The sequence below is a fragment of the Thermococcus paralvinellae genome, assembly GCF_000517445.1.
In the GTDB taxonomy this organism is placed as follows: domain Archaea; phylum Methanobacteriota_B; class Thermococci; order Thermococcales; family Thermococcaceae; genus Thermococcus_B; species Thermococcus_B paralvinellae.
Genome location: NZ_CP006965.1, coordinates 1,314,937 through 1,341,097, shown reverse-complemented (window position 1 = coordinate 1,341,097; position 26,161 = coordinate 1,314,937). Strand labels below are relative to the sequence as shown.

At 42.2% G+C, this 26,161-nt stretch carries 29 protein-coding genes; 19 read left to right on the top strand and 10 right to left on the bottom strand.

All coding sequences use genetic code 11. The features are described from left to right. Positions 1 to 104 precede the first annotated feature (104 nt). The 3 genes from TES1_RS07445 to TES1_RS07435 form a co-directional block, all read right to left on the bottom strand. Complete coding sequence (locus TES1_RS07445) at positions 105 to 905, bottom strand: hypothetical protein (RefSeq protein ID WP_042681564.1); 801 nt, start codon at positions 903 to 905, stop codon at positions 105 to 107. Beyond that, complete coding sequence (locus TES1_RS07440) at positions 905 to 1,180, bottom strand: hypothetical protein (RefSeq protein WP_042681562.1); 276 nt, start codon at positions 1,178 to 1,180, stop codon at positions 905 to 907. Before TES1_RS07440 ends, TES1_RS07445 begins: the two co-directional genes overlap by 1 nt. Before the next feature lie 75 nt (positions 1,181 to 1,255). Continuing rightward, positions 1,256 to 2,446 carry a cysteine desulfurase gene (locus tag TES1_RS07435; RefSeq protein ID WP_042681561.1) on the bottom strand — a complete coding sequence of 397 codons (1,191 nt, stop codon included), beginning with the start codon at positions 2,444 to 2,446 and terminating at the stop codon, positions 1,256 to 1,258. A gap of 131 nt (positions 2,447 to 2,577) precedes the next feature. On the opposite strand from TES1_RS07435, the gene TES1_RS07430 reads away from it, so the two are divergent. Next, entirely contained in the window at positions 2,578 to 3,162 is a 585-nt protein-coding gene (locus TES1_RS07430) for a membrane protein (protein WP_042681559.1), read from the top strand. On the opposite strand, the gene TES1_RS07425 is transcribed toward TES1_RS07430, so the two are convergent. Both TES1_RS07425 and TES1_RS07420 read right to left on the bottom strand, forming a co-directional pair. After that, a complete protein-coding gene (locus tag TES1_RS07425) occupies positions 3,142 to 4,245 on the bottom strand; it encodes a D-glucuronyl C5-epimerase family protein (protein WP_042681558.1) in 1,104 nt (367 codons plus the stop codon). The two genes, TES1_RS07430 and TES1_RS07425, sit on opposite strands and share 21 nt — an antisense overlap. 8 nt (positions 4,246 to 4,253) lie before the next feature. Further along, on the bottom strand, positions 4,254 to 5,789 hold the full coding sequence (locus tag TES1_RS07420; RefSeq protein WP_042681556.1) for a D-glucuronyl C5-epimerase family protein: 1,536 nt from the start codon (positions 5,787 to 5,789) through the stop codon (positions 4,254 to 4,256). Between the two features lie 143 nt (positions 5,790 to 5,932). On the opposite strand from TES1_RS07420, the gene TES1_RS10985 reads away from it, so the two are divergent. The 4 genes from TES1_RS10985 to TES1_RS07405 are packed head-to-tail and all read left to right on the top strand — an operon-like array spanning position 5,933 to position 7,728. After that, complete coding sequence (locus TES1_RS10985; protein ID WP_158505958.1) at positions 5,933 to 6,115, top strand: hypothetical protein; 183 nt, start codon at positions 5,933 to 5,935, stop codon at positions 6,113 to 6,115. A 32-nt stretch (positions 6,116 to 6,147) separates the two neighbouring features. After that, entirely contained in the window at positions 6,148 to 7,041 is an 894-nt protein-coding gene (locus tag TES1_RS07415) for a thiamine-phosphate synthase family protein (RefSeq protein WP_042681554.1), read from the top strand. Next, positions 7,038 to 7,364 (top strand): VanZ family protein, encoded by a 327-nt coding sequence (locus tag TES1_RS07410; protein WP_042681552.1) that lies wholly within the window; start codon positions 7,038 to 7,040, stop codon positions 7,362 to 7,364. Before TES1_RS07415 ends, TES1_RS07410 begins: the two co-directional genes overlap by 4 nt. Further along, positions 7,315 to 7,728 (top strand): secondary thiamine-phosphate synthase enzyme YjbQ, encoded by a 414-nt coding sequence (locus TES1_RS07405; RefSeq protein WP_042681550.1) that lies wholly within the window; start codon positions 7,315 to 7,317, stop codon positions 7,726 to 7,728. Before TES1_RS07410 ends, TES1_RS07405 begins: the two co-directional genes overlap by 50 nt. 10 nt (positions 7,729 to 7,738) lie before the next feature. Here the strand turns inward: TES1_RS07405 and TES1_RS07400 are convergent, their stop codons facing one another. Together TES1_RS07400 and TES1_RS07395 are read right to left on the bottom strand one after the other, a co-directional pair. After that, positions 7,739 to 8,494, bottom strand: coding sequence for an MBL fold metallo-hydrolase (locus TES1_RS07400; RefSeq protein WP_042681548.1), 756 nt, complete (start codon positions 8,492 to 8,494; stop codon positions 7,739 to 7,741). 1 nt (position 8,495) lies between these two features. Continuing rightward, entirely contained in the window at positions 8,496 to 9,158 is a 663-nt protein-coding gene (locus TES1_RS07395) for a M48 family metallopeptidase (protein WP_042681546.1), read from the bottom strand. 206 nt (positions 9,159 to 9,364) lie between these two features. Here TES1_RS07395 and TES1_RS07390 point away from each other — a divergent pair, with 206 nt between their 5' ends. The 14 genes from TES1_RS07390 to TES1_RS07320 all read left to right on the top strand — a co-directional run bounded on the left by TES1_RS07390 (position 9,365) and on the right by TES1_RS07320 (position 23,059). Beyond that, positions 9,365 to 9,889, top strand: coding sequence for a ferritin (locus TES1_RS07390; RefSeq protein WP_042681544.1), 525 nt, complete (start codon positions 9,365 to 9,367; stop codon positions 9,887 to 9,889). Between the two features lie 194 nt (positions 9,890 to 10,083). Next, a complete protein-coding gene (locus TES1_RS07385) occupies positions 10,084 to 11,049 on the top strand; it encodes a ThiF family adenylyltransferase (RefSeq protein ID WP_042681543.1) in 966 nt (321 codons plus the stop codon). Between the two features lies 1 nt (position 11,050). Next, positions 11,051 to 12,148, top strand: coding sequence for a tRNA uracil 4-sulfurtransferase ThiI (gene thiI / locus TES1_RS07380; RefSeq protein ID WP_042681541.1), 1,098 nt, complete (start codon positions 11,051 to 11,053; stop codon positions 12,146 to 12,148). Between the two features lie 155 nt (positions 12,149 to 12,303). Next, the gene (gene sufC / locus TES1_RS07375) at positions 12,304 to 13,038 is read left to right on the top strand and encodes a Fe-S cluster assembly ATPase SufC (protein ID WP_042681539.1); all 735 of its coding nucleotides are present in this window, start codon (positions 12,304 to 12,306) and stop codon (positions 13,036 to 13,038) included. Then, entirely contained in the window at positions 13,025 to 14,449 is a 1,425-nt protein-coding gene (sufB, locus tag TES1_RS07370; RefSeq protein ID WP_042681538.1) for a Fe-S cluster assembly protein SufB, read from the top strand. The genes sufC and sufB overlap by 14 nt, the downstream gene beginning before the upstream one ends. Then, a complete protein-coding gene (locus TES1_RS07365; RefSeq protein WP_173391296.1) occupies positions 14,449 to 15,594 on the top strand; it encodes a SufD family Fe-S cluster assembly protein in 1,146 nt (381 codons plus the stop codon). The genes sufB and TES1_RS07365 overlap by 1 nt, the downstream gene beginning before the upstream one ends. 249 nt (positions 15,595 to 15,843) lie before the next feature. Next, the gene (locus TES1_RS07360; protein WP_042681536.1) at positions 15,844 to 16,221 is read left to right on the top strand and encodes a DUF302 domain-containing protein; all 378 of its coding nucleotides are present in this window, start codon (positions 15,844 to 15,846) and stop codon (positions 16,219 to 16,221) included. A gap of 96 nt (positions 16,222 to 16,317) precedes the next feature. Next, complete coding sequence (locus TES1_RS07355; RefSeq protein ID WP_042681535.1) at positions 16,318 to 16,524, top strand: heavy-metal-associated domain-containing protein; 207 nt, start codon at positions 16,318 to 16,320, stop codon at positions 16,522 to 16,524. A gap of 1 nt (position 16,525) precedes the next feature. Beyond that, the gene (locus TES1_RS07350; protein WP_042681533.1) at positions 16,526 to 16,744 is read left to right on the top strand and encodes a YHS domain-containing protein; all 219 of its coding nucleotides are present in this window, start codon (positions 16,526 to 16,528) and stop codon (positions 16,742 to 16,744) included. Positions 16,745 to 16,949: 205 nt separating this feature from the next. Beyond that, positions 16,950 to 17,852 (top strand): DMT family transporter, encoded by a 903-nt coding sequence (locus TES1_RS07345; protein ID WP_042681532.1) that lies wholly within the window; start codon positions 16,950 to 16,952, stop codon positions 17,850 to 17,852. A gap of 75 nt (positions 17,853 to 17,927) precedes the next feature. Next, positions 17,928 to 18,275, top strand: coding sequence for an ArsR/SmtB family transcription factor (locus TES1_RS07340; RefSeq protein WP_042681530.1), 348 nt, complete (start codon positions 17,928 to 17,930; stop codon positions 18,273 to 18,275). 1 nt (position 18,276) lies between these two features. Beyond that, the gene (locus TES1_RS07335) at positions 18,277 to 20,340 is read left to right on the top strand and encodes a heavy metal translocating P-type ATPase (RefSeq protein ID WP_042681528.1); all 2,064 of its coding nucleotides are present in this window, start codon (positions 18,277 to 18,279) and stop codon (positions 20,338 to 20,340) included. A 242-nt stretch (positions 20,341 to 20,582) separates the two neighbouring features. Next, a complete protein-coding gene (locus tag TES1_RS07325; protein WP_227738476.1) occupies positions 20,583 to 22,655 on the top strand; it encodes a heavy metal translocating P-type ATPase in 2,073 nt (690 codons plus the stop codon). Between the two features lie 107 nt (positions 22,656 to 22,762). Beyond that, on the top strand, positions 22,763 to 23,059 hold the full coding sequence (locus TES1_RS07320) for an SHOCT domain-containing protein (protein WP_084340032.1): 297 nt from the start codon (positions 22,763 to 22,765) through the stop codon (positions 23,057 to 23,059). 8 nt (positions 23,060 to 23,067) lie between these two features. Here TES1_RS07320 and TES1_RS07315 read toward each other — a convergent pair whose 3' ends face one another. Genes TES1_RS07315 through TES1_RS07305 form a run of 3 tightly spaced genes read right to left on the bottom strand, consistent with a single transcriptional unit; the run spans position 23,068 to position 26,128 of the window. Continuing rightward, entirely contained in the window at positions 23,068 to 23,805 is a 738-nt protein-coding gene (locus tag TES1_RS07315; protein WP_042681525.1) for a class I SAM-dependent methyltransferase, read from the bottom strand. Beyond that, positions 23,802 to 24,962 (bottom strand): cystathionine gamma-synthase, encoded by a 1,161-nt coding sequence (locus TES1_RS07310; RefSeq protein WP_042681523.1) that lies wholly within the window; start codon positions 24,960 to 24,962, stop codon positions 23,802 to 23,804. Before TES1_RS07310 ends, TES1_RS07315 begins: the two co-directional genes overlap by 4 nt. Next, positions 24,959 to 26,128, bottom strand: coding sequence for a PLP-dependent cysteine synthase family protein (locus TES1_RS07305; RefSeq protein WP_042681521.1), 1,170 nt, complete (start codon positions 26,126 to 26,128; stop codon positions 24,959 to 24,961). Before TES1_RS07305 ends, TES1_RS07310 begins: the two co-directional genes overlap by 4 nt. Positions 26,129 to 26,161: the final 33 nt, after the last annotated feature.

Genomic DNA, 26,161 nt, shown 5'->3' with positions numbered 1-26,161 from the left:
TATTTTTGCTATAAAGCTGTATTGCCACTGCATGGATATAAATTTTACTAGTTTTGAAAAACGAAGAGGGCTAATTATGGGCTTTTAAACTCTTTGCAGATGTTTTACTTTCTCCAGCCTCTCCAGATCAAGTTCGCACCATCGGTTGACTCCATGAGACCATCATAAACATAGCTGATTACAAAATCAACTAAAGCATTTTTGTCAAAGATCACAGGTTTTTCAAAGCCAAGGAAATACTTCGCCTCAAAGAAACCCATGTGCAAAAATCGGAGGGGATTTAAAAGTGCAATATCTTCTTTAAGCTTCAAATCAAAAGGAAAGTCAGAGATTATGATTTTCAAACTTTTTTCTTTTGCAATTTCTACTAATTTTTCGTCATCTGGAAATAGAACTTCTTTTGGTGAGCCTTCAATTGTTTCGTATTCCCATTTCGGAAAAGCATATTTAATTCCAACTTTCACGGGGGTCAACCCAACTTTTTCTGCAAAGCCGATCATCACCTTAGCGTTGAAGCTCAGGAAGACTAGGGCTTTCCCATTATCCTTAAGTTCTGGCCATTTTCTTGGGGGAAATTTAAGCTCTGCTTCAAGTATAGGTTTTAGAAACTCCAAATGCGTGCCTTCAATTCTTTTAATGTTCTCTTTAATTCTTTTTTTCTTAATCAACAAATCAAGCTTGGAATATACAGTAACTTGTTTCACCCCAATTTCTTCTCTGAGCTTCCCAATCACGAAGCTGTTGCCTATAATTGCGCTCTTGTCGCTTCTGTCTCTTGCTATGATGAACAGCTTATCCCCTTCGCTGTCATAGATAACTTCATCAATAAAAAAGGGGACATCCTCAAAGCCATACCTTTTTCGAATTTCTCTAACTTTTTCTGCAATAAATTCCTTTGTAAACATTAAATCACCCTATACGGTTCCATACATTCATAAATTTCCTTTGCTATTTTTAATGCTTCATCTTTGTCATCAGTGTCTTTTACAATAATTTTCCCGCTCGGAAACACACTTATATCATATTTTTTCTTAACTAAAGCCAAGAATCGAGTAACTCTTTTTATTTGAAATCCTTTCTCAGCTAAGCACTCACAGAGTTCTTCCATATCAATGTCATATTTCTCCTCTGGAGTTATGTTTATGGCTTTCATACTTGTGCATGGTTTTGCAATGAGCATGAGAATCACCCAGACAAAAATTTAGGGGAGGAAGATAAAAAGATTATCATGAACTAGCCGTTAAAAGAGAAAAGGCTAACGCAAGCTTTTAACGAGCTCCTCCAAGACACCTAAAAACGTCTCGACCTCTTCAATGCTGTTATAGACGTGGAATGAAGCTCTTACTGTTCCGTTAATGCCCAAACGCTTCATTACTGGTAGAGCACAGTGGTGTCCAGAGCGGACCATTATGTTGTGCTCATCCAATATAGCGGCAACATCATGTGGATGCAACGGTGGCACGTTAAAGCTGACAACTCCAGCATGTTTTTTCAAGCTTCTTGGTCCGTACCATGGGATTTCAAGCTCTGTTAGACCTTCAGTTGTTCTTTTGACAAGTTTGTGTTCTTGCTTTTCGATTTTATCTAGCCCAATCTTTTCAATGTACTTAATTCCAGCCGCTAATCCTATTGCTCCACCAATGTTTGGAGTACCAGCTTCGTATCTCTCTGGAGGAGCTGTAAGCTTGTAACAGCAGAGATCAACATCTTCAATGGTTCCTCCGCCTATTAATGGGGGTTCAAAGATGTCGAACATTTCTTCGTTAATATACAGAACTCCAATTCCTGTTGGTCCTAGTGGTCCTTTATGGCCGGAGAAAGCTAAAAAGTCAGCATGAAGCTTCCTAACATCAACTTCCATGTGCCCTACGCTTTGGGCTGCATCTACGACAAATATAGCTCCTTCCTCTTTTGCCATCTTTCCAATCTCTTCAACCTCATGGATGACTCCTAAAGCATTAGAAACGTGCTGAACTGCAACAAGCTTTGCACCTTTAATCTTTTTCTCGGCATCTGCTAGATCAAGGTTTCCCTCATCATCCCCTTCAATAATTTCAAGCTTTGCTCCATACTTCTTTGCAACCCTCTGCCAAGGAAGCAAATCAGAGTGATGTTCATAAGGTGTTGTTACTATTTTGTCGCCTTTCTTCCACTCCAATCCAAGGGCAACTAGGTTTAAGCTCTCGCTTGTGTTTTTTGTGAAAACTATCTCCTCAAACTTTGCACCAATGAAATCTGCAACAATTTTTCTTGATTCCTCGTATTTGTGTGTTGCCATTTGAGAAAGCCTGTGAACACCTCTGTGAACGTTTGCTCTGTATTTGAGGTAGTACTCGTTCATGGCTTCAACAACTGGAATTGGGGTTAAACTTGTAGCTGTGTTGTCAAAGTAAATGACCTCCTGTGTAAGAGGGATGTCCTTTCTAACATCCTCTGGAATTCTCATCTCAAACCACCTATGAAAACTCGTTCAAGGAACTATAAAGGATTTGCTTCTCAAATGTGTTCCATTCAATTGTTTTATTTATGGAACAAAATTTTATAAATTATGGAACAAACTTGGAAATGGTGGTGTGAATGAAATCAAGGGAGATAGCTCTAATAGGAATAATGCTGGCTCTTAGTTTAATGCTAAATGTTTCTCCACTCAAGGTGCCTACTCAGTGGGGGATGACGATAGATTTAGTTGCAATCCCAATAGTTGTTGTTTACCTCTTACTAGGCTTTGCAAGTTCCTTGATATCTTTGGCATTACTCTTTGTTGGACTTAGCATAGTGGCTCCATCTTCATGGCTCGGTGCCAGCATGAAGTTCTTTGCAACGCTCAGTGTAATCTTAGGTCTTGAGATAGCGAAAAAACTTACAAAATTCAATCCAGAGAGCTACACAGAAAAGCAGCTCATTGTATTTATCGTTTCTGCCTATCTGATTAGCATTACGATTAGAATACCCCTCATGGTTGGACTGAACTATTATTATGCACTTCCAATATGGCTCGGCATTCCAAGGGAGCAAGTTATCCCAAAGATTGAAGAGTGGTTCCACATTCCATTTTGGCTTGTGATAGCAATTCCAAATGCAATTCAAAGTGCCGTGGATGTAATTGGAGGAATCCTAATAAGTCTGCCCGTGATTAGAGCGCTACCTCACATTTTGGAGTGATCTCCTCCATCTTTCTGCGTATTCTTTGAATTTTTCATCTTTTGTTTTTTCATATAGCCATTCCAAAAGCTGAATATGGAGTTCGTGATAATTTTTCATCGCTCTGCCATGAATGTTTGAGTACAAGCTCCATCCGTTTTTATCAAAGTCTGGAAGAGCTTTTTCAACAGCTTTTACTCCTTCATCAAAAACCCATTTTGCATAGGTATCGTTTGTAATTTCCCAATAGTAGTAAACACCTTGGAGGGCTATTATATGTCCATTCAACACAAGCTCATTTGAGTTGTAGGCATATTCCAAAATCCAAAGTCCATAAGTTGAATTTACAACAAATCCTCCTTTACTGTAGGGAACTCTGAATGAGTTCATTAAGAGCTGAGCAGTTTTTAGGTAGCTCTCGTTTTTTGTAATGTTGTAAGCTCTTGCATACAAGCCAGCACCTAGTCCCTGAGCATAGCCTGAAATCCAGGGAATTGAAGAGTTCTCGAAGTGAAAATAGTTTTCAAAAACTGCATATTCTAATCCCTGGTAATTCTTTGTGACTAAATATGACTGAAGTTCCCTTAATATTTCTAGAGCTTTCTCTTCTTTACCTATCTGAAAATAAACATCAGCCCAGTGGAGTGCTGTAACTGGATAAAGAACTAATCCTCTAAAGTTGTAGTGTACATAGGGCAGGGCACTTTTAAAGCTTGAGTTTGCAAGAAATACGCTATTATATGGTGCGGAATCTACAAATGAGACTGCATAGAAGCTTTTGAGTGGCGATAAATAGTGGGAATAGAACTCATTGTTTGCTCTTAGTGTTGTTTTTAAGATTTTATTTCTCTCTGGGGTTAACTCTACCTTTGAAAACACTAAAAGGGGATAAGAAACCTCAAAGCTTGAGATTAGATGGAGAGGATTCATAGTGCTGAGAAATGCTATGAAGTTATCAATCATAACATTCTCGTTTTCTTGGAGAAGAGTGATAAGTTCTGTATCCTCGGTTTGAGCCAAAATTCGGTTTTCTGAATTTTCATATATAGCAAAGAGAGAAGAAGTCAGTAACATAAAGACCAAGATTAAAGCTTTCTCCCTCATCTGCTCACCTAAATCTTTTCTGGTTTCAGACCTCTAATCATGAGGTAGTCGTTCCATTTTCTTGCATATTCAAGGAAATATTTATCCCCAGTAACATCATAGAGCCACTTCAAGAGTCTAATATGTAAACGGTGGTAGAACTCGCTGGCATCTCCATGAATATTTGAATATTTCGACCACGAGCCGGTATCAAATATCGGGAGTGCATTTCTTACAGCATGAACTCCGTTTTGGAAAAGCTGCCAAGCTTTTTCATCATGAGTTATCTGCCAGTAATAGTAAAGTCCCTGCAGAGCTATGATGTGCCCATTTAGAACGAGCTCATTTGAGTTGTAGTTGTATTCAAGATACCAGTCTCCATATTTTGTGTGTGAAACAAAGCCATTCATGTTCAACGGCAAGTCAAAGGAGTTCACTAGGCTCTTAGCTATTCTCAAGTAGGTTTCATTGCCTGTTAAGTTATAAGCTATTGCATAAACCCCAGCGCCCATGCCTTGAGCATATCCAGAAACCCAGGGGACTGAAGCATTTTCAAAGTGAAAATAATTCTTGAAGAGTACATATTCTTCTCTCATGTATTCCCCGTATTGGGCATATTGGCTGAGCTCTTTTAAGATTTGGAGAGCTTTTTTATTCTGTTCTCTTTGAAAGTACATTTCAGCCCAATGGATGGCTGTTACTGGATAGAGGTTGAAGCCTCTGCCCGTGTAATATATAAAAGGTAAGGAGGAATTGAATGAATCCTTGATCTTGAGTGTTGAATAATATGGGGAGTCATCAGAAAAAACAAGTGCAGAGAAATCTTTGGGGGGAGAGGGGTAATAGGAATAGTAAGCGTTGTTTGCCTTTAACTCTGTCAAGAGAATTTTGTATTCAACCTCATTTAGTTCTCTCCATTTTGCGAGCTCTCCAAAAACTCTGATAGCATAAAAAGAGTCTCTGTAACTCTTTAAATACGTCAGATTTTCCGTTCTTTCGTATTTTTCCAGCAGTTCATCTCTTATCGCTTTGTTCTTCTCGATTTCTTTTATCAGCTCCTCATAGAACTTTGTTCCTTTAGCTCTCTGCAGAAGAACTTCCTCTGGATTTAAAAAGACTTCTTCTGGAACGTCTCTTCCAATGATTCCGGACTTCTTTTCATCAATTTTAACCCTAAATGTGCCCTCTTCCCTATAGATTTTTAAGGTTATCAAAATTTTATCATTTCCTGTTGCATTGAAGGATGATGATAGGAGCTCTCTTATTTTGATTTTCTTTCCGTACCAGTTTGTGAGACTTCCTTTCACAGTGAAAATTATTGGAACTTCTCCATTATTTTCGCTTACTCTTCCAACAAAGACTGGGGTGTTCAGCTTATCAATAGTTACATTACCAACCGTCAGCTCAAATTTTGCAAACTCAAAAATGGCATCTTCTTCCTCGATTTGAACAAAAACTTTGATTGGATAGTTGTGATTATGGAAATGAAAGGATGTCTCGACAGAGATGCAGCCTAGGGACAGCATGAGAATTATCGATATGATGAAAATCCTTGTCAGTCTCATACTACTCCCCATAGGAAAAAGAGCTGGGGGCAATATAAAGCTTTTGGTACACTGATGATTCCATATCACAGGCAAAAATTGAAAAATTCAAAGATTTGCCAACCTTTAACTTTTACAATATCGTTTCTCCCAAGCTTTTTGCTGTGACGTTTTTGCCAACCTTTAACTTTTACAATATCGTTTCTCCCAAGCTTTTTGCTGTGACGTTTTTGCCAACCTTTAACTTTTACAATATCGTTTCTCCCAAGCTTTTTGCTGTGACGTTCATAATCAAAAGCATCTTTGACATAAATCTGTTTATAACTATGGGAGAGATAATTTTATAACCGGGTTTTAAAAATCAAGAATGGGAGGGAAAATGAAAACACCATGTGTATTCTGGGTTGAGGAAATAATGCCCAACTTAAGGGCTAAAGTTGCCCAAAGGCTCTATAGGGAAGGATTTACCCAAGCAAAAATAGCTGACTATTTAGGAATAACTCAAGCGATGGTCAGTAAGTATTTAGCTGGCAAATATAAAAAGTTAGAAAATGAATTAGATGAAAAAATTGAAGAAATTGCTGAGGAAATTGCAAAGCTCATAATTTATGGTGCCAAAAAAGAGGAAATTATAAAATTCACAGCAAGAAAGTTTTTTGAGCTTTTTCAGAGCGGATTTCTCTGCAAATATTATGCAGAGTATGCTGGAATTGACGAATCAATCTGCAAGGAAATTTTTATGGCAATACCCTCAAGGAGTGAAGTTTTAGAAAGGCTGAATTTGGCTTTGAGCGAGCTTTTGCAAGATGATAAGTTCCTTCAGCTAATTCCCGAAATTAGGAGCAATATAGCTTACGCTTTACCAGAATCTAAAGATTTTAGTGATGTGGCAGCAGTTCCGGGGAGAATAACAGTTGTAAAGGGAAAGGCTTTTGCTTTGCCACCAGAATTTGGTGTGAGCAGGCATACCGCAAAGATTCTTCTTGAACTCTCAAAGGTTGCTCCAGAAATAAGAAGTGTCATTAATATAAAATTCGATGAAAACATTGATAAAGCGCTCAGAAAAGCAGGGTTTAAAGTGGAGAGCATAGAAGAAAAGAAGAGGGATGAGGACAAAACTGTTGAGCTAATAGTCCAGCTTTTTAAAGAAAAAGGTATCTTAGATGCGGTGATAGACAAAGGAGCCTTTGGAATTGAGCCGTGCGTTTACATCTTTGGAAGAGATCCAATTGAGGTTGTTGAAAAAGTGAAAAAGCTGGAGAGTTATTTATGAGGAAAAAGCTTCTCATTACCTACTTGCTTTTTCTCATCTATGCTAACTTAACTCCTAGCGTGCCAACATCCCCCATAAGCGGAGGAGATAAAATTGCACATTTTTTAGAGTTTCTAATTTTGGGAATTTTGGGGTATGATAGGGCTTTTCTTCTCGCGTTGCCTATTGTCCTTGAATATCTCCAGCTCTTTGTTCCCGGGAGATGCTTCTCGTACTATGATATGGTCGCAAACCTAATAGGCTTTGGAGTTGGAGTTATTGTGGGGTGGTGGTATGAGAGTGGTAAGAAAGGAGCTTCAGTTTTCTACAAGAGGAGAAATTGACCTCGTTGACATAACCCATGAAGTTGAAAGATTCGTTGAAGAAAGCGGAATAACCAATGGACAAGTTTTAATATTTGTCCCGGGAGCAACGGGAGCAGTTGTAACGATTGAACATGAAAGTGGACTCCTTGAGGATTTCAAGAGAATACTTAGAGAGCTCGTCCCAAGAGGACAAGGATACAAGCATGATTTGATTGATAACAATGCTCACTCTCATCTGAGGGCTTCTCTGCTCGGACCATCATTAGTCCTGCCAATCATTGATGGTGAACTGATGAGGGGCATCTGGCAGCAGATATTCTTCGTTGAGCTTGATGTAAGACCGAGAAGGAGGAGAGTAATTCTACAAGCTATTGGGGAGTGATTTTTTCTTTTTAAATCTCCACATACATAAAGTCCCTTGCAATTATGTAGCCATGCTCTCTAACTAACTCTTCAAGCTTTTCTTGAGTGTAGTTGCTGTGGCTTATGTGAGCAAAAACTGTCTTTTTAGCCTCAACTTTTTGGGCCAGCGTTATTGCATCTTCAACGCCTAAGTGAGTCTTGGGAATTGATTGTTTATGGGTCATCTCTGCTATGAGTAGATCCACTCCTTTCATGACTTCTATGGCATTTTTATCGCTTAGAATCTCTGGTCCTGTGTCTCCAGTAACTGCAATTCTTTTCTTTCCGATTTCAATCACAAATCCCCCAGCAACCTCTATTGGTTGATGCACTGTTGGAAAATGATAAACTTTGAATCCAAAGTCATACCAGCGGTTGAATTCTAAGGATATGTACCTCCAGTCTCTCTCACCTAAGAAAAGCTCTTGCAGATGCTTTGCAACATTTACTGCGTATTCGTGGGAATAAAACTTGATCTCCTTGAAAATCTGTAGCTCTGGGAGCCCAGCTATGTGATCAAAGTGGGCATGGGTTATGAAGACCTTCTTCACTTCCATATTCAAATGCTCTAGGTGATAGTGCAAATCTGGTGAGGGATCAATTAGTGCCTTTATTTCCGGAATGAAGACTGAAAATCTAGTCCTTTTGTATTGCGGATATTTCCTTGCTCTAACGCAGTTTTCACAGTTGCATAAAGGTTTGGGGGTACCGCTGTATGAGCCAGAGCCCAGGATTATTACCCTCATTTTACTCACCCAAAATCTTTTTCCACAGCTCGTTATTATTAACGATTACCCACCACAGCTTTAGCTCTTCCCTCTTCTTCTTATAGTCGGGATGAGCTTTTGCTACAAGCTTCCAGAAGCGTTTGGAGTGGTTCAGCTCCACTAGATGGGCAAGCTCATGGGTTATCACATAATCCAAAAGCTCTTCTGGGAGGGCTGCGAGTGTTATGTTCAAGCTTAGGTTTCTTTTTGATGAACAGCTTCCCCATTTATTTCGCTGGACTCTAATAAACACTTTATTTGGTTTTCCCCCAATTTGTTCTGCCCTTTTCTCAATTATTTCCTCGACCTTTTTCTTAAGCTCTTTCTTGATAATTCTTTTCAGACTTTCAAGATTTGAAACACAAATGACATCAGTGAAAATTTTAGTTTTTTGACATTCCCAGATCTCATAAAATTTTCCAAAAAGGGGAAACCCCTGAGATGCTAATATTTTACCCTTCTCAACTTTTTCAAGATTTTTTAAAATCCATCCTTCCCTTGATTTTAGAAGGGGCTTTACATTCTGAGTTGGGGAAACTATCCTCAGATAACCCTCAGGCTGAATGTAAATCCTTACATAGCGAACAGGCCGTAAAATGAGCTCGTATTTAATTTTTCTGCCGTTAATTTCAATTTCATGCATATTATTGGTTTGAGTAGAGTGGCTTATATAAATAATGCTTTACTTGTCCAATTCTCTACTTCTCTAAAAGTTGGGATATGATTTAATTCATTGTGAAACGTCTTAAAACTCAACAGTCTTCCATTTAATCCACAATTCAATATCTTCAATTGCTAGGGATAACGTTATATACCCCCCACGCGTTTTAGTTATAAATGGTGATGAAAATGCTGAGCGAAAGAATGTTGAAAGCCCTAAATGAGCAGCTCAACAGGGAGCTGTATTCTGCATATCTATACTTTGCAATGGCAGCCTATTTTGAGGATCTTAACTTAGAAGGCTTCGCTAACTGGATGAAGGCACAAGCTGAGGAAGAGCTTGGACATGCACTCAGATTCTACAATTACATCTATGACAGAAATGGTAGGGTAGAGCTGAAAGTGATAGAGCAGCCGCCAAAGGAGTGGGAATCCCCGCTGGCAGCATTTGAGGCTGCATACAAGCATGAGCAGTTCATAAGTAAGTGCATAAACGAGTTAGCAGCTTTAGCAGAGGAGGAAAAGGACTACTCAACGAGGGCATTCCTTGAGTGGTTCATAAACGAACAGGTCGAAGAAGAGGCTAACGTCAAGAAGATTGTTGATAAGCTCAAGTTTGCAAAGGACAGTCCGCAAGTGCTTTTCATGCTTGACCAGGAGCTCGGCCAGAGACAGCCGCAGCTTCCAAATCTTCTCCTTCAAGCGGGAGGCTGAATTTTTTCTTTTCTTTTGGTTAATCTTTAGATTATATGAGTTGTGCATGGACTAAATTACAGTATTCCTATTTTGATAAATTGAAAAGCTGACTCAAATAAAAGTTGCCAAAATGTGGAATCTAAGATCTAAGTTGATTACACAAATTTGTGAGGATAACTTCATAAATAAAAGAAACGAGTGGACTTCAGGTGATGAGAATGGAGATATTTTCGAGGCACTTCCCAATCATCGGTTTAGAAGGTCAAAAGAAGCTCATGAAATCTAAAGTTGCAGTAGTAGGTGCTGGTGCTCTTGGGAGCTGGGAGGTTTATTTTCTGAAAAAAGTGGGCGTTGGTGAGATTATAGTCGTTGATAGGGACTTTGTGGATTACAATGACCTACCGAGAACTATCTATGACGAAGAAGATGTGGAAAAACCAAAGGTTGAAGTTCTAAAGGAAAAATTCGGCGTTAAGGGTTATTTTGAGGACTTAAATCCATCAACTGTAAGCCTCTTGGATGAAGCTGACTTGATTATTGACGGAACAGACAACATCTACACGCGCCAAGTCATAAACGACTACTGCGTTAAGAACGGCAAACCGTGGATTTATGTTGGAGTCTTAAGCACTTATGGCAATATAATGCCAATAATCCCAGGGAAGACTGCCTGCTTCCGCTGTCTGATGCCCAAACTGCCCTCAAGACCTATGCCTACTTGTGCAGTCGCTGGAATAATGAGCTATGTTCCTCCTTTGGCTGCATCACTAGCTGTTGCCTTAGCTGTGAAAATTCTCTTGGGAGAGAAAGTGAAGAGTGAGATGATATTCTTTGATACAAAGACCTTAGATTTTGAGAAGATAGAGATTCCAAGAAGAGATGACTGTGAAGTCTGCGTTAGGCACAACTTCACGTTCTTGGAAAAGCAGATGAAAATTGAGAGGATGTGCGACGGCTCAATCCAAGTAACACCACCTGAGAAGATGTCTGTAAACCTTGATGAGCTGGCTAAGAGGCTTGAAGCTCTGGGTAAGGAATACCTCAAGACTTCGCAGTTCATACAGTTTGAGGATGACTATGCTGAAATTCTAATCTTTAAGAGCGGAAGGATGGTAGTTAGAGGAGCAGAAGACGAAAAAGAAGCTAAAAACTTCTTTGCACGTTATTTAGGTGGTTGAGATGATACTAGTTCGCTATGGTGAGATAGCAGTAAAAAGGGGGAGAAGGAGAGAATTTGAGAAGAAGCTCATGGAGAACATTTTAGCTGCTTTAAGAAGAAAAGGGATTGAAGCAAAAGCAGAGCTAATTCGAGGAAGGATTTTAGTTGATGCTCCTGATGAAGCTGCTAAAATCATTGCAAAAGTTCCGGGTGTTGTTTCGGTTTCACCAGCGAGAGGGATGAGCTACGAGGAAGTGCCGAACTATTTAAGAGAAGCCTTGAAAGGTCTGAATCCAAAGAGCTTCAAAGTGGAAACCCAGCGATTAGATAAGACTTTTCTCAAAACTTCTGTTGAAGTTAACAGGGAAATTGGAGCATTTGTTGTGAAAGAATTCGGCTGGAAAGTTGATCTGGAAAATCCAGAGCTCACAATAGGCATTGAAATTATAAAGAAAAAGGCCTACGTTTTCTTTGAAAAGATCAAAGGTGTTGGCGGCCTTCCTGTAAGCACCCAAGGAAAAGTTGTTGCCCTTTTAAGCGGCGGCATTGATTCTCCAGTGGCAGCATTTCTTATGATGAAAAGGGGAGCAGAGATTATAGCGGTTCACTTCGACCAAGGAAAAAATGCGAGGAAAGTTGTTGAGAAGACCGTTGAAATACTCAATGATTACTCCCCAAGGGACATTGAGCTCATCGTGGAGAACCACTTTGAAGTTTTGAAGGCATATGTTGTGGCATTAAACAGACTCAATATGAGAGAATGGACGTGTGTCGTGTGTAAGATAGCAATGCTGAGGAGAGCAGCGGAGATAGCGAAAGAAAAAGGTGCATTGGGTATTGTGACGGGTGATTCTCTTGGCCAAGTGGCTTCCCAGACGTTGGCTAACCTTTACTTTGAGACCATGAGTGTTCGCTTTCCAATACACAGACCGCTTTTGGGAATGGATAAGGAGGAGATAGTTAAGATAGCGAGGGAAATCGGGACGTATCAAGCTTTTTTGGAATATCCCTACTGCGACTGCCCCTTCAGACCTGAGAGGGTTGTAACGCAAGGGAAGGCTGAGGAGTTCCAGAGAATACTCGAGGAGCTGGAGAAAATGGACAGCTCAAACCTCTGAGGAAGCGTTAACAAACTCCCACTAACTCTTCTCTTTTTCGGTTTCTTTACTTGACTCGACTAATTTCTGCATTTTCATTACACACATTTGTGAAGAAAGGTTTTAAAAGTGAACTTTTCTACCCAATTTCGTGTATATAGAGGACGGTGATGAACATGATGAAAGTGGAAGATTTACACGTCAAAGTTATGGATAAGGAAATACTTAGAGGGATTACGCTTAGCATTGGTGAGGGCGAGCTTCACGTCGTCATGGGACCTAATGGAAGCGGAAAATCAACGCTGGCTTTAACTATAGCGGGCCATCCAAGATACAAGGTTGTGAAAGGTAGAATACTCTTTGAAGGCGAGGATATAACTGAGATGAAGCCAGAGAAGAGAGCAAAGAAGGGGATATTTCTCAGCTTCCAGCATCCGGTAGAGGTCGAGGGTGTTAAAGTTATCCAGTTCCTCCAGAGGATGCTGAAGAATCTGAGAGACATAGATGAGGTTGAGGCGTATGAGATAATTTTCAATGCTGTTGAGGAACTTGGCTTAGACAGCTCAGTACTGTCAAGGGAGCTCAACGTTGGCTTCTCTGGTGGAGAAAGGAAGAAGCTTGAAATGCTCCAAGCTTACCTCGTGAAGCCTAAGCTCTTAATCCTTGACGAGCCTGATAGCGGTGTTGATGTTGATTCGCTCAAGGTTATAGCAGGCATAATTGACAGGCTCCACAGAGAAGGGACTTCAATTCTGCTCATAACTCACTATGGCAGGATTCTAGAATACCTCAACGCCCAGAGAGTTCACGTTCTCAAGGACGGCAAGCTCGTGGCTTCTGGCGGTGTGGAGCTGGTAAAAATCATCGAAGAAAAGGGCTTCACGGCGGTGGAAGAATATGGAACAGTCTAAACTTCAAGAAATCCTCAAGGCTGGTTCACTCGAGGAAATACTTGGGACTGCAGTGCCCTATCCAAAAGAGATAGAGCTCAAGGGAGAGCTGACAAAAGACATGGTTGAGGAGCTCTCAAGGATAAAAGGCGAGCCGGAGTGGATGCTCAGACACAGGCTCAAGGCTTTAGAGCTCTTCTACAAGCTGCCGATGCCTAAATGGATTGTTGGAGTAGAAGAGCTTGATCTTGAGAGTTTAGTCCTTTATTCCAAGCCAGAGATAGGGAACGAGGTAAAGGACTGGGATGATTTGCCAGAGAACATCAGGAGAACATTCGAGAGACTTAACATTCCAGAGATTGAAAAGAAGTTCCTCTCAGGCTTAACTGCTGTATTCGACAGCGAGAGCGTATATTCGAAGCTCAAGGAGGAGTTTGAGAAGAAGGGCATAATTATGATTCCAATGGAGGAGGCAGTAAAGAGATACCCGGATTTAGTGAAGAAGTACTTCGGCAGAGTCTTTCCAGCTGGAGAGCACAAGTTTTCTGCTTTACATCACGCCCTCTGGAGCGGGGGAGTTTTTGTTTATGTGCCTAAGGGAGTGAGAATTCCCTTCCCCGTTGAGGCTTTCTTCGTCATAGGCTCTGCATTGGAGGGACAGTTCGAGCACACTCTTTTGGTTGCCGACGAGGGGAGCTACATACACTTTATAGAGGGCTGTTCAGCTCCAATGTACAAGGGCTTCTCCTTCCACGACGGAATGGTCGAGATATACGCCCACAAGGGAGCGACCGTCAAGTTCACTACGATACAGAATTGGAGCCGCAATGTAATAAACTTCAATAACAAGCGAGCTATTATCGAGGAGAACGCCTACGTAGAGTGGATTGAGGGCAGCATAGGGAGTAGGATAACCTACACCTACCCCTCGAGCATTCTCAAAGGAGAAGGTGCCAGAACAGCCCAGTATGTCGTCTCCCTCAGCAATGGGCCGTTCCTTAAGGATACCGGAGCAAAGACAATACATTTAGCTCCGAACACCAGCTCAAAGATAGTCTCGAAGAGCATAAGCGCCAACGGTGGAATAAACATCTACCGCGGTCTTGTGAGGATCTTGAAGGGAGCTAAAAATTCGACGGCGACGGTATCTTGTGACTCACTCATACTCGACGAGGAGAGCAAGGCCTACACATATCCACACAACCAGAACGACGAGCCGAGCGCAAGCATAATCCACGAAGCCACCACTGGAAAGCTTAGTGAAGACAAGCTCTTCTATATGAACTCGCGCGGAATAAGTGAGGAGGAAGCGAAGAGCCTTATAGTGCTTGGTTTCATAAGTGAAATTCTCGAAGGTCTGCCCTTTGAGTACGTTGAGGTACTCAAGAAGGTCATAGAGCTTGAATTTAGCGAGGTCGGAGGTGTTGGCTGATGCGCCTTAACAGGCTCTCTAAAGAGCGTCCTAAAGGACTCTCTAACGGGATTACCCTAGAAAAGCTGCAAAAGCTTGAGTACCAGAAGTACGGCGACAGTCCGACCATAAAGAGCTACACCAAGTGGAGGCTCTTTGAGGAAAACTCACCACTTAGGCTCCCGACGGAGACAAAGGCCGGAGAAGTAAAGATTAAGGCACACGTCCTTCTCTCAGGAAGTGAGGCGAGCTTTAACCTTCCAAAGGGCATTGTGCTTGAAGAAGGGACGCTCGGCCTCTCAAGTCCAGAGGAGTCAAGAATCCTTGGCTTCCACTTTTATGCACTCAAGAAGTCCTACACGCTGAGGATAACTGAAGACCTTCTCGAGCCGCTTGTGGTAGTATCGCATCTATCGGAGAAGGCCTTCATCAGCCACCACATCAGCATAGAGGCTGAGGGCGTGAAGGCGCCAATAATCATCCACGATTTGAGCGAAGAAGGAGCAAAATCCCTGGTGATCGAGCTTAAAGCCAAAAACGCCGAGCTTGAGATACTCACTGTCGGAAAGCACAAAAGCTTGTCGCACTACCTCCTGAGGGCGAGCCTCGGAGAAGGAACCAGAGTCAAAGCCTTCACCGTTATCAGTGGCGGCAAGATGAGCCACCACCGCGAGGACTACTCTCTCGAAGGAGCAAAGAGCGAGCTTATCCTGAGGGGCATGCCTATAGCGGTGGGCTCTTCCGTTGACTATCTCACTAACGTCCTACAGTATGGCGAGAGAACCATTAGCGAGACTAGGGTTCATGGGTTCTCTTACCAGAACGGCTGGGCTATCCACAGGGGCGTTGCGAAGGTCTTCGAGAGTGCGAGAAACTCGGTGAGCGAGGTAATTTCGCAGATAACCATTATGGACGAGGGCTCCCTCGGTGTGAGCGTGCCGATGCTTGAGGTCGACACCGGAGAAATCGAAGCCGCTGCCCATTCATCCGCGGTGAGGCAGTTCGATGAGGATGCCCTCTTCTACCTCCGCTCGCGCGGACTTGAGAGTGAGGAGGCATTGAACCTCTTCATTCACGGCATCGGTGAGGCCTTGAGCGGCCACCTGAAGCGCCTCAGGGGCAAGGCCAGGGGCAACATATTGGAGCTCATCGAGGGCCTGCTTTGACTTTTTCTTCTCTTGTTCCGTGTTACATTGCCCTAAGTACTTAGCTCTCTGCACAAGCGTCTTATTGGCTTTAATACTTTTGCATGCTTCTCCAGGGTTTTGAAGAAGCTTTGGTATCCTTTTACCCATTTTTGTTCAACAACGTATAAAAAGGATGAGCCTGAGTTCAAATTAAGTGAATATTTTGGAAAGTCAAGGTGTTGAATATAGTTTTTACAGATGCATAATGGTGGGGACGGGGTGATGGTGGTGGAGTTCTACTACGTCAGGAGATTTGAGAGGGATTTGGAGGAGCTCTGGGAAGAGCTTAAAAGGAAAATCGAAGAGGAGGGCTTCCTCATAGTAGGAGAGAGAATTCCAGTAAGCATAGTGGAGAGGGAAGATGGAATCGTTGCGGACTATCATGTGCTTTTCATATGCGACCGTGAAGTGGTTGCAGAGCTCGTTAAGCTTGATCCCAACATTGGTGCTTTAATGCCTTGCACGGCTTTCGGCTATGTCAGAGAGGATGGAGTTTACATCGGCATTGGGCTTCCAAGTGTCGCTTGGAGAATAGCTGGTGAAGAGGTTGTCGAGCTTATGCGACCGATGGAGGAGAAACTCAAGGAGATAATCGACTCATTATAAATTTGCCAGTTTTTAAAGTTTCAATCTTTTTCTGTTCCCACTTTGTAAAGAATAAGAGCAATAAGCTTTCACGATTAGTCCATATTGGTGATTTGAATGGCAAAGGTTGTTTTGAAGATCAACAATATGAGTTGTCAGCACTGTGTAATGACAATTAAGAGGGCTTTGGAAAAAATTGGTGCCAAAGCAGAGGTTAGCCTCGAGAACAAGACCGCGGTCGTCGAGTACGATGAGTCAAAGCTCAAGATCGAGGATCTAATCAGCGCGGTTGCAAAGTTTGGATACGAAGCGGAGGTGGCTTGAAATGCCCATAGACCCAGTCTGCGGAATGGAAGTTAGTGAAGAAACCGAGTTCAAAGTGGAGTACGGTGAAAAGACTTACTACTTCTGCTCTCCACACTGCAAAGCTCAATTTGAAGCAAATCCTGAGAAATACGTCAAGGAAGAGGGAATGAAGCACGAGCACGGCATGCATTCTCATACTCATAAACATGGCAGAGGGCACGGCTGTTGCTGCCATTAATCTTCTTTACTTTTCCTTTATGGATTACTGCCGATGAATGAGCATGCATTTTAATATTAATGCTTTTTCTTTCTGCCGACTCTAGTTTGTATGGAGTTCTTCACGCATTAGCGTGACACTTTGGCTGAAAGAGTGCAATTTTGTATTACCTTCCTCTTTTTCGTGTGAACTAAACTTATAAGGGCTTTATTTTAGAGTTACTACCATGACTCACCATTATGGCTATGTGAGCGCTCTCTTAGCAGCACTGCTCTTTGGAATAAGCTCAACGCTGAACAAAATCGCCCTTAGAGATGCCCATCCAATGATTGTAGCAGGGAGCATTTATCTAACGGCTGGAATAGTTCTAATGCTTCTCCGTTTCACACCACTTAAGGATAAAATCCTCGAAAGGTTTGAATTTAAAGTTAAAACCCAAGAACACTTCTCAAGGCGAGACCTCCTGCTATTAGCTTTTATAGTGCTATTTGGCTCTTTTTTGGCACCACTCTCCTTTATGTTTGGACTTGATAAAACAACAGCGGTCAATGCATCCCTTCTACTCAATACTGAAACATTGTTCACAGTTTTAATCGCTCTCTTAATCTTTAAAGAAAAAGCCTCAAGAAGAAGCATTCTCGGAATTCTCCTAATCTTGATTGGAGCCGTTGTTATCTCGACGGAAAACTTTAGGGAAGTAGAGCTGAGCAAAGGCATCCTTGGGAATATTTTAATAATCTTGGCAGGTCTTTCATGGGCAATAGACAATAATTTGAGCAAGTTGCTAAGCGTTAAGCGGGATCTGCTCTTGGTAACTTCACTAAAAGGACTGTTTGGAGGGAGTGCGCTATTAATTTTGGCTTCTCTAATTGGGATTCCCTTCTACATTCCGCTTCAAAGCCTCCCATACATTTTAACGGTTGGAGCTTTTAGCATAGGCTTTTCCATTATCTTGTTTCTCTTTGCATTGAGGGAAATCGGAGCCATGAAAACAGGAGCAATCTTCTCGACCTCCTCTTTAATTGGAGCTATCTTTGCTTTCTTGATCTTGGGGGAAAATTTTACAGTTATTAAAGCATTATTTGGCATTTTGATGTTTTTTGGAGTGTACCTTCTCTCTTTGGAGTGATTCCCCCTATACACTTTTGTCCAAAAACATTTATAAGAATATTTGCACAATTGCTCAAATGAGAAGGTGATGAAAATGGTAGAAGTGTGTAAGGTTTATGAGGAACATGAAGAAAAGATTGCTAAAGTTAAAGAAAAGCTTCCAAATGATGAGTTGATAGTAGAAATGGCAAACTTCTTTGATTCATTTGGCGATGCAACGAGGCTTAAGATTTTGTTAGCCCTAATGGAAGAAGAACTCTGCACCTGCGATTTATCAAACATTACTGGTCTATCAGTTTCAGCGATTTCCCATCAGCTTAGAGTTTTAAAGGATAGGAGAATTGTTAGTTATAGAAGAGAAGGAAAGAATGTCTTCTACCGTTTGGATGACGAGCATATAAGGGAGATTTTGAAGATCGCACTCAAGCACTTGGGTGAATAAAATGCCAAAGAAGCTTAAGCTTGAGGGCCTTGACTGTGCTAGCTGTGCCTATGAAATTGAGGAAGCATTGAAAAAAGAAGGCTTTGAGTTTGCGTTGGTTAATTTCACAACAAGCGAGCTAGTTATTGAAGGAGATACTGAGAAGGCCAAAGAGATAGTGAAAAAGGTCGAGCCAGGTGTTAAGATAATTGAGAAGAAAGAGCACCACGATCACGACGAGGATCTAAGGAAAAGGCTTTACTTTATAATACCTTCGCTTGTGCTCTTCACAGCAGGAATGCTATTGAGATATTATTACAACTACGACAATGCTTTTGTGCTTGGAATATTTGTCGCGAGCTACCTTCTTGTGGGCTGGAAAGTGCTGAGGAACGCTTTTATCAACTCAGTCCATGGGAACGTCTTTGATGAGAACTTTCTCATAGCTATAGCCACACTGGGAGCATTTGCAATCCAGGAATATCCAGAAGCTGTGGGTGTTATGCTGTTTTACATTATTGGTGAGTTCTTCCAAGATTTGGCCGTTAATAAGTCAAGGCGCTCAATTAAGGCTTTGTTATCATTAAAAGCCGAATATGCAAACTTGAAAGTTGGGGATAATCTAATTAAAGTCAAGCCGGAGGAGCTCAAGGTAGGGGACATTATAATTGTCAAGCCCGGTGAGAGAGTTCCAGTTGATGGCGTTGTTATTGAGGGAAGCTCGAGCGTCGATACTTCAGCTTTGACCGGTGAAAGTGTGCCAAGGACCATTAAGGAAGGGGATGAGATCCTTTCTGGAATGGTGAACTTAACCGGTCTTTTGACGGTCAAAGTTACGAAAGAGCTTAGAGAGTCAACTATTTCGAGGATTCTAGAGCTTGTTGAAAATGCAAGTGCAAGGAAAGCTAAAACAGAAAAGTTCATCACGAAGTTCGCTCACTACTATACTCCGGCAGTGGTCGGACTAGCTGCACTCGTTGCCTTAATTCCCCCATTAGCTTTTGGAGAACCCTTTTCTAAATGGGTTTATAGGGCTTTAGTGCTTTTGGTAATCTCATGCCCTTGCGCTTTAGTGCTTTCAATACCGCTCGGCTACTTCGGAGGGATTGGAAGAGCAGCGAGGGAGGGCATACTCGTCAAGGGCTCGAACTTTCTCGATGCCCTCAGCAAAGCCACAATCGTAGCTTTTGACAAGACGGGTACACTGACGAAGGGTGTCTTCAAGGTCACGAAGATAGAGACGAGAAACGGCTTCAGCAAGGAAGAAATCATTAAGTTCGCCGCTTTGGCAGAGGCACACTCAAACCACCCGATTGCAAAGGCGATAAAGGAGGCCTATGGGAAAGAAATCAATGAAGCTGAGATTAAAGAGCATGAAGAAATAGCTGGACATGGCGTTAGAGCAAGAATAGATAGCATTGAAGTAATGGTTGGAAATGATAGGTTGCTGCACAAATTCAATATAGATCACGATACATGCCATGTAAAAGGGACTGTTGCTCATGTGGTCGTTAATGGGAAATACGCGGGCTATATAGTGATTTCGGATGAAATAAAGGAAGATGCTCCAAAAGCCGTGAGAGAGCTAAAGCGTTTGGGAGTTAAAAAGGTTGTAATGGTGACTGGAGACAGCAAAGATGTTGCAGAAGCAATAGCAAAACAAATTGGCTTGGATGAGTTCTATGCTGAGCTTCTGCCAGAGGATAAAGTGGAAATCATTGAAAAACTCGAAAAAGAGAAGAAAGATGATGAAAAGATAGTCTTTGTAGGCGACGGAATAAATGATGCTCCAGTTATCGCAAGGGCAGATATAGGAGTGGCAATGGGTGCTTTGGGAAGTGATGCCGCTATAGAGACAGCAGATGTAGTTATAATGGATGATAAACCCTCAAAATTGCCCATAGGAATTAAAATTGCAAGGAGAACACAGAGGATAGTGTGGGAGAACATAATCTTTGCCCTTGGGGTCAAGCTGGCCTTTATAAGCCTTGGAATCCTTGGAGAGGCTACAATGTGGGAGGCTGTCTTTGCGGATGTTGGTGTTGCTCTCATAGCGGTGTTTAATGCGATGAGGATTCTGAGGTGATGTAAATGTTCTATGCGCTTAGCGTTCTTTTCGTTCTCCTTCTATCTCTACTCATGGTTTGGGATAGAGAGGGCTTATGAAAAGGGAAAACCTACCTGTCAACGTTTCAGCTGTGATATTTTTGGAACGTTAAAGGAAGTTCTTCTAAGCTACATTTCTGAAAATCTAATCTTATTATATTTTCAACTTGGCAGAGATTAATTATATTAACTTCCATTGTGTTATATCTATGAGGGAGTTTAATGAATAATGATGAAAAAGAAATGCATAAAGAGCACATGCATGAGGAGCATGAAATGCATAGACACAAGATGGAGGAAGAAAAGCATGAACACATAAATCATGAGCATGAAGAACACAAGCATTCGCATGCGGATCACCATAGAATGATGATGGAGGACTTTAAGAAGAGATTTATAATCTCCACTATACTTACGATTCCGATACTGCTCCTATCTCCGCTGATTCAAAAGTTCTTTGGCTTTACATTCACGTTCACGGGCGATAGATATGTTCTCTTTGCGCTATCGACAGTGGTCTACTTCTACGGTGGGAAACCGTTTCTGACAGGGATGAGGGACGAGCTCAAAAAGAGAACGCCGGGAATGATGACACTAATAGCTTTGGCAATCACGGTTGCCTTTTTCTACAGCGCTGCAGTAACCTTTGGTTTGCCTGGAAAGACCTTCTACTGGGAGCTTGCGACGCTTATTGACATCATGCTTTTGGGGCACTACATAGAGATGCGTTCTGTTCTCGGCGCTTCGAGGGCTTTGGAAGAACTGATAAAGCTCATGCCAACTGATGCCCACTTAATAACTCCTGAGGGAATAAAAGACGTTCCAGTGAGCGAGCTCAAGAAGGGGGATATAGTTTTAGTCAAGCCCGGCGAGAAGATACCCTCAGATGGCATCATAATCGAAGGCGAGACGAGTATAAACGAAGCAATGCTCACCGGTGAGTCAAAGCCTGTCTATAAGAAACCTGGTGACATTGTTATTGGTGGTTCAATAAACTTGGAAGGCTCAATTAAAGTAAGGATTGAGAAGACTGGGAAAGAGACCTACTTGATGCAGGTGGTTGAGCTTGTAAAACAGGCCCAAGAGACGAGGTCAAGAACTCAAGACTTAGCTAATAGAGCAGCGTTTTGGCTCACACTCATTGCAATAACTGCGGGAAGCGCAACTCTGGGAGCTTGGCTCTACTTAGGAAAGCCGTTTGTGTTCGCTTTGGAGAGAATGGTCACCGTGATGGTGATTACATGCCCCCACGCTTTGGGATTGGCTGTTCCTTTAGTGGTCTCAGTTTCAACATCAATATCAGCGAGGAAAGGAATACTCATTAGGAACAGAGAAGCCTTTGAGAGGGCAAAGGATGTTCAGGTGGTTGTCTTTGACAAGACAGGAACACTAACGAAAGGAAAGTTTGAGGTAACGGATGTAATTCCATTGGATGATCTCAGCGAGGAGGAAATCTTAAGGTATGTAGCAACATTAGAAAGCCACTCATCACACCCGATAGCACAGGGGATAGTCGAGAAGGCGGAGGAGCTCGGCCTTGAGATTTACGAGGTTAGAGAATCAAGGGTTCTACCGGGTAAAGGTGTACAGGGTGTCATCAACGGAAAAGAAGTTCTCGTGGTCAGTCCAGGATTTCTCAAAGAGAGAAATCTGTGGAGGGAGGACGAGCGCGTTAATAAAGTCCTGGAGCAGGGCAAAACTGTGGTGTTCTTAGTCATTGGTGGAAAGCTGGTCGGTGCCTTAGCTTTAGCCGATAAGATAAGACCTGAGTCAAAAGAGGCGATAAAAAAACTGCACGAGATGGGAATTAGGGCTTATATGCTCACAGGAGACAATGAAAAAGTTGCCAAGTGGGTTGCTGAGGAGCTTGGCTTAGATGGCTACTTTGCAGAGGTTTTGCCCCATCAGAAGTCAGAGAAGATTAAGGAGCTCCAAGAAAAAGGCTTTGTCGTGGCAATGGTTGGAGATGGGATAAACGATGCTCCAGCCTTGATTCAATCGGACGTTGGAATAGCAATTGGAGCTGGAACCGATGTGGCAATAGAAAGCGCGGACATAATCCTTGTCAAGAATGATCCAAGAGACGTTATAACAGCGATACACCTTGCAAGAGCAACCTATCGGAAGATGGTGCAAAACTTAGCGTGGGCAACTGGTTATAACACATTTGCAATTCCTTTGGCAGCTGGGGTACTCTATAATTACGGAATACTATTAAGCCCCGCAGTGGGTGCTCTTCTGATGAGCCTGAGCACGGTTATAGTTGCCATAAACGCGAGGTTTTTAAAGGTTTGAGGCAACTCTTCTTTTTCTTTTTCGAAATTTTTAGGTATTATATTTCGCATTTTGCAAAGAATAAGGGATATAACTCTTTCAGCTGAATAACATATGAGGCGAGCAAAATGATGTTTGAAAGTATTAATGCTGGGAGATTTTTAGTTCACGTTGGAGAAGGTGAATGGGGGTGGCACGATATGATGGGATTTGGTTACTTTGGAATCTTTGGAGCAATATTCATGCTCCTGTTTTGGGTTGCAATAATAGTTGCAGTAGTGTGGTTCATTAAGTGGATAATCGAGCAGAGCCCAAGTGGCACATCAAAAAAGAGAGCACTTGAAATTCTGGACGAGAAGTATGCAAGGGGAGAAATAGATGACGAAGAGTACGAAAGAAGGAAGAGAAAGCTGTTGGAAAGCTGATATCTTTTTTACTTTTTATAGAGCACGGCTTTGTAGAGCCCTACAATGATGCCATCAACTTCACAGTAGGCATCTATGTACTTTGCTTTCACTTTTGGAAATATCCTTGAGGCGAGCCCGCCTATTTCTTCCAGTGAAAACCCAAGGTGAATGTCTTTTAGAGTTTCTTTGAACTCCTCGTGTTCGTGCTTGAGGACGTCAACTATTATCACCTTACCGCTTTCTTTTAAAACACTCTTCATGCTCTTTAGCACTCTCTCAGGCTTCAGGAAGTGGTGGAACGCCAGGGTGGAGAGCACGACGTCGAATTCTTTTGGAGCATTTATGCCGTAGTGCTCGTTGGCAATCTCAATGGATTCCCTAATTTTCTCGGCAACTCCCCAAATGGGTGTTACTCCCTTTTCATTAAGCCTTTTCAGCATGCTTGGTGTTATATCCAAACCATATACGTCTGCTTTGACTCCCCTCTCTTCGAGCTTCCTCTTGATTCTCTCTGTGAAAAACCCTGAGCCAGCTGCAACGTCTAAGAGCTTAATGTTTTCCTTGTTTAGCTTTAGGATTTCTTCAACGATGTCGTTAACTATCGTTTCTATGCACTCCTCCCTAAAGTAGTCCCTCACGATATCATCCCTCTGGGGTGCTTCTCCTTCAAAGTACTCTATCTGCTCTATAAGCTCATTAACTGAGCTTTCATCAAAGCCGAGCTTTTTCAAGAATTCTTTAATCTCACTGATGCTTGGTATCATCTTCTCACCGCCTCAAAGCCTCTCTCCAAGTCTTCAATCAAGTCCTCAACGTCTTCTATTCCAACTGAAACTCTGATAAGGGAGTCTTTTATGCCAACTTTCTCCCTTTCCTCTTTTGGAAGAGAGGCGTGGGTCATTAAAGCTGGGAGCTCGATTAACGACTCCACGCCTCCTAAGCTCTCCGCTAATGCAAAAATTTCTAAGCTCTCTACGAACTTTATCGCTTCTTTCAATCCTCCTTTAAGCTCGAATGAGAGCATCCCTCCGAAGCCGCGCATTTGCCTCCTTGCGAGCTCGTGCTGCGGATGTGAAGGCAAGCCTGGATAATAAACTCTTTCAACCAATGGGTGCTCTTCCAGATACTTTGCAATCCTTATGGCGTTCTTCTCGTGCCTCTCCATCCTAACAGCAAGCGTTTTAATGCCCCTCATAACGAGCCAGGAGTCAAAGGGTGATAAAATTGCACCGACTGCATTTTGATGGAACTTTAACTTCTCATAGATCTCATCGTCATTTACCATCACGGCTCCTCCGACAACATCGGAGTGTCCTCCAATGTATTTAGTAACGCTGTGGAGGACTATGTCAGCACCCAAATCCAGCGGATTTTGGAAATATGGACTCGCAAATGTGTTGTCCACCACCACGATTAAATCTCTCTCATGAGCAATCTCAGAAATTGCTTTAATATCAGCTAGCTTTAGGAGAGGGTTTGTAGGAGTTTCGAGCCAAATCATCTTTGTGTTTTCTTTTATCACACTTCTAACGTTCTCGGGCTCTCTTGCATCCACATAAGTAAACTCAATCCCAAAGCGCTCCATAACTTGGTTGAACAGTCTTTTAGTCCCTCCGTAGAGGTCATCAAAAGCAATTACATGGTCGCCCTTCTTGAGCAGGGCTAGGAGTATTGTTGACTCAGCAGCCAATCCGGAGGAAAAGGCCAACCCGTACTTTGCATTTTCAAGGGCAGCTAGCTTTCTCTCAAGCCTATCTCTTGTTGGATTGCCGCTTCTTGAGTAAACATAGCCTTCCTCAACTTCTCTCACGCTTTTCTTTGCGAAAGTTGTTGTGAGGTGAATTGGAGAGACGACATCTCCATGCTGCATCTCTCTTGGGTCTTCACCAACGTGGATAGCCTTAGTTGAAAAACCCCTCATCTCAATCCCTCCAGAACTTTTTCATCATAAATCTCAAAGCCGTTTTCGAGAAGCCATTTATCGTTGAAAATCTTTGTCATGTAGTTCCTTCCAGTGTCTGGGAAGATTACAACAACTTTCTTTCCCTTTACTCCGTTTTCCTTGAGATATTTTATTGTTCCATAGAGGGCTGCCCCCGAAGAGCCACCGGCTAAGATGCCCTCTCTTCTTGCCAAGAAGCGCGTCATTGAAAAGGCCTCTTGGTCATTGACAACAACTATATCATCAACTAGGCTCAAATCAACAGTCTCTGGGAGCAAATCCTCCCCAATTCCTTCAACTAAATAAGGATGGGCTTTTTTCACAGCTTCTTCTAAGCTCATTCCCTTCTTTACGAGATTGTAGATTGAGCCCACTGGATCAATGCCTATTATCTTGACGTCTTTTCTCTCTTTTAGATAGCGCCCGATTCCAGTTATAGTTCCTCCAGTGCCAATCCCTGCGAAAAGATAATCTATTTCTCCCTTAGTCTGCTTCCAAATTTCTTTGGCAGTTGTTTCATAATGTGCTATTGGGTTGTACTTGTTGAAGTACTGATTCGGAATATATGCGTAAGGAGTTTCCTCAACTTCCTCCTCAAGAATAGCTTTTAGTTCGTCTAACCTGTTCTCATCAACGAGCTTTTGCACATAATCGACTATTTCTTTAAGTTCATCTCTGCTCACTGGCTTCTTCTTTTTCCAAATGAGATTCCTCACGGCTTCAGCTACTTTGTAGTAGGAGTTTGGATCGCTTGGAGCTACTGCAGTAGGGGTTCTAATTACAAAAGCACCTAAAGCTTTAAGGAGAAGCTCCTTCTCTAAGCTCATTTTTGTTGGCATTGTAAACACTGTCTTGTATCCCTCAACTGCTGCAACTAAGGCTAAGCCAACTCCCGTGTTCCCTGATGTGGGCTCGATTATTACTGCTCCCTCAGTTATTTTCTCTTCTCTTTTGGCCCCTTCGATCATATACTTTCCAATCCTATCCTTTATGCTCCCTCCTGGGTTGAAGAACTCTATTTTAGCATAGAGCTCGTTTTGAACGTTGAAGTACTCCTCAATCCTTTTGAGTCTAACTATCGGTGTTCTCCCTATAGTTTGACTTATGTCATCATAAATACCCAATTTTGTATAATTTTCTACCATTTAGCCCTCACCTACCCAAGGATAAGTAAGAAT

Coding starts and splice junctions, on each gene's coding strand:
- TES1_RS07445 (WP_042681564.1), bottom strand. CDS start 905: ATGTTTACAAAGGAATTTATTGCAGAAAAAGTTAGAGAAATTCGAAAA.
- TES1_RS07440 (WP_042681562.1), bottom strand. CDS start 1,180: ATGCTCATTGCAAAACCATGCACAAGTATGAAAGCCATAAACATAACT.
- TES1_RS07435 (WP_042681561.1), bottom strand. CDS start 2,446: ATGAGAATTCCAGAGGATGTTAGAAAGGACATCCCTCTTACACAGGAG.
- TES1_RS07430 (WP_042681559.1), top strand. CDS start 2,578: ATGAAATCAAGGGAGATAGCTCTAATAGGAATAATGCTGGCTCTTAGT.
- TES1_RS07425 (WP_042681558.1), bottom strand. CDS start 4,245: ATGAGGGAGAAAGCTTTAATCTTGGTCTTTATGTTACTGACTTCTTCT.
- TES1_RS07420 (WP_042681556.1), bottom strand. CDS start 5,789: ATGAGACTGACAAGGATTTTCATCATATCGATAATTCTCATGCTGTCC.
- TES1_RS07415 (WP_042681554.1), top strand. CDS start 6,148: ATGAAAACACCATGTGTATTCTGGGTTGAGGAAATAATGCCCAACTTA.
- TES1_RS07410 (WP_042681552.1), top strand. CDS start 7,038: ATGAGGAAAAAGCTTCTCATTACCTACTTGCTTTTTCTCATCTATGCT.
- TES1_RS07405 (WP_042681550.1), top strand. CDS start 7,315: ATGAGAGTGGTAAGAAAGGAGCTTCAGTTTTCTACAAGAGGAGAAATT.
- TES1_RS07400 (WP_042681548.1), bottom strand. CDS start 8,494: ATGAGGGTAATAATCCTGGGCTCTGGCTCATACAGCGGTACCCCCAAA.
- TES1_RS07395 (WP_042681546.1), bottom strand. CDS start 9,158: ATGCATGAAATTGAAATTAACGGCAGAAAAATTAAATACGAGCTCATT.
- TES1_RS07390 (WP_042681544.1), top strand. CDS start 9,365: ATGCTGAGCGAAAGAATGTTGAAAGCCCTAAATGAGCAGCTCAACAGG.
- TES1_RS07385 (WP_042681543.1), top strand. CDS start 10,084: ATGAGAATGGAGATATTTTCGAGGCACTTCCCAATCATCGGTTTAGAA.
- thiI (WP_042681541.1), top strand. CDS start 11,051: ATGATACTAGTTCGCTATGGTGAGATAGCAGTAAAAAGGGGGAGAAGG.
- sufC (WP_042681539.1), top strand. CDS start 12,304: ATGATGAAAGTGGAAGATTTACACGTCAAAGTTATGGATAAGGAAATA.
- sufB (WP_042681538.1), top strand. CDS start 13,025: ATGGAACAGTCTAAACTTCAAGAAATCCTCAAGGCTGGTTCACTCGAG.
- TES1_RS07365 (WP_173391296.1), top strand. CDS start 14,449: ATGCGCCTTAACAGGCTCTCTAAAGAGCGTCCTAAAGGACTCTCTAAC.
- TES1_RS07355 (WP_042681535.1), top strand. CDS start 16,318: ATGGCAAAGGTTGTTTTGAAGATCAACAATATGAGTTGTCAGCACTGT.
- TES1_RS07350 (WP_042681533.1), top strand. CDS start 16,526: ATGCCCATAGACCCAGTCTGCGGAATGGAAGTTAGTGAAGAAACCGAG.
- TES1_RS07345 (WP_042681532.1), top strand. CDS start 16,950: ATGACTCACCATTATGGCTATGTGAGCGCTCTCTTAGCAGCACTGCTC.
- TES1_RS07340 (WP_042681530.1), top strand. CDS start 17,928: ATGGTAGAAGTGTGTAAGGTTTATGAGGAACATGAAGAAAAGATTGCT.
- TES1_RS07335 (WP_042681528.1), top strand. CDS start 18,277: ATGCCAAAGAAGCTTAAGCTTGAGGGCCTTGACTGTGCTAGCTGTGCC.
- TES1_RS07325 (WP_227738476.1), top strand. CDS start 20,583: ATGAATAATGATGAAAAAGAAATGCATAAAGAGCACATGCATGAGGAG.
- TES1_RS07320 (WP_084340032.1), top strand. CDS start 22,763: ATGATGTTTGAAAGTATTAATGCTGGGAGATTTTTAGTTCACGTTGGA.
- TES1_RS07315 (WP_042681525.1), bottom strand. CDS start 23,805: ATGATACCAAGCATCAGTGAGATTAAAGAATTCTTGAAAAAGCTCGGC.
- TES1_RS07310 (WP_042681523.1), bottom strand. CDS start 24,962: ATGAGGGGTTTTTCAACTAAGGCTATCCACGTTGGTGAAGACCCAAGA.
- TES1_RS07305 (WP_042681521.1), bottom strand. CDS start 26,128: ATGGTAGAAAATTATACAAAATTGGGTATTTATGATGACATAAGTCAA.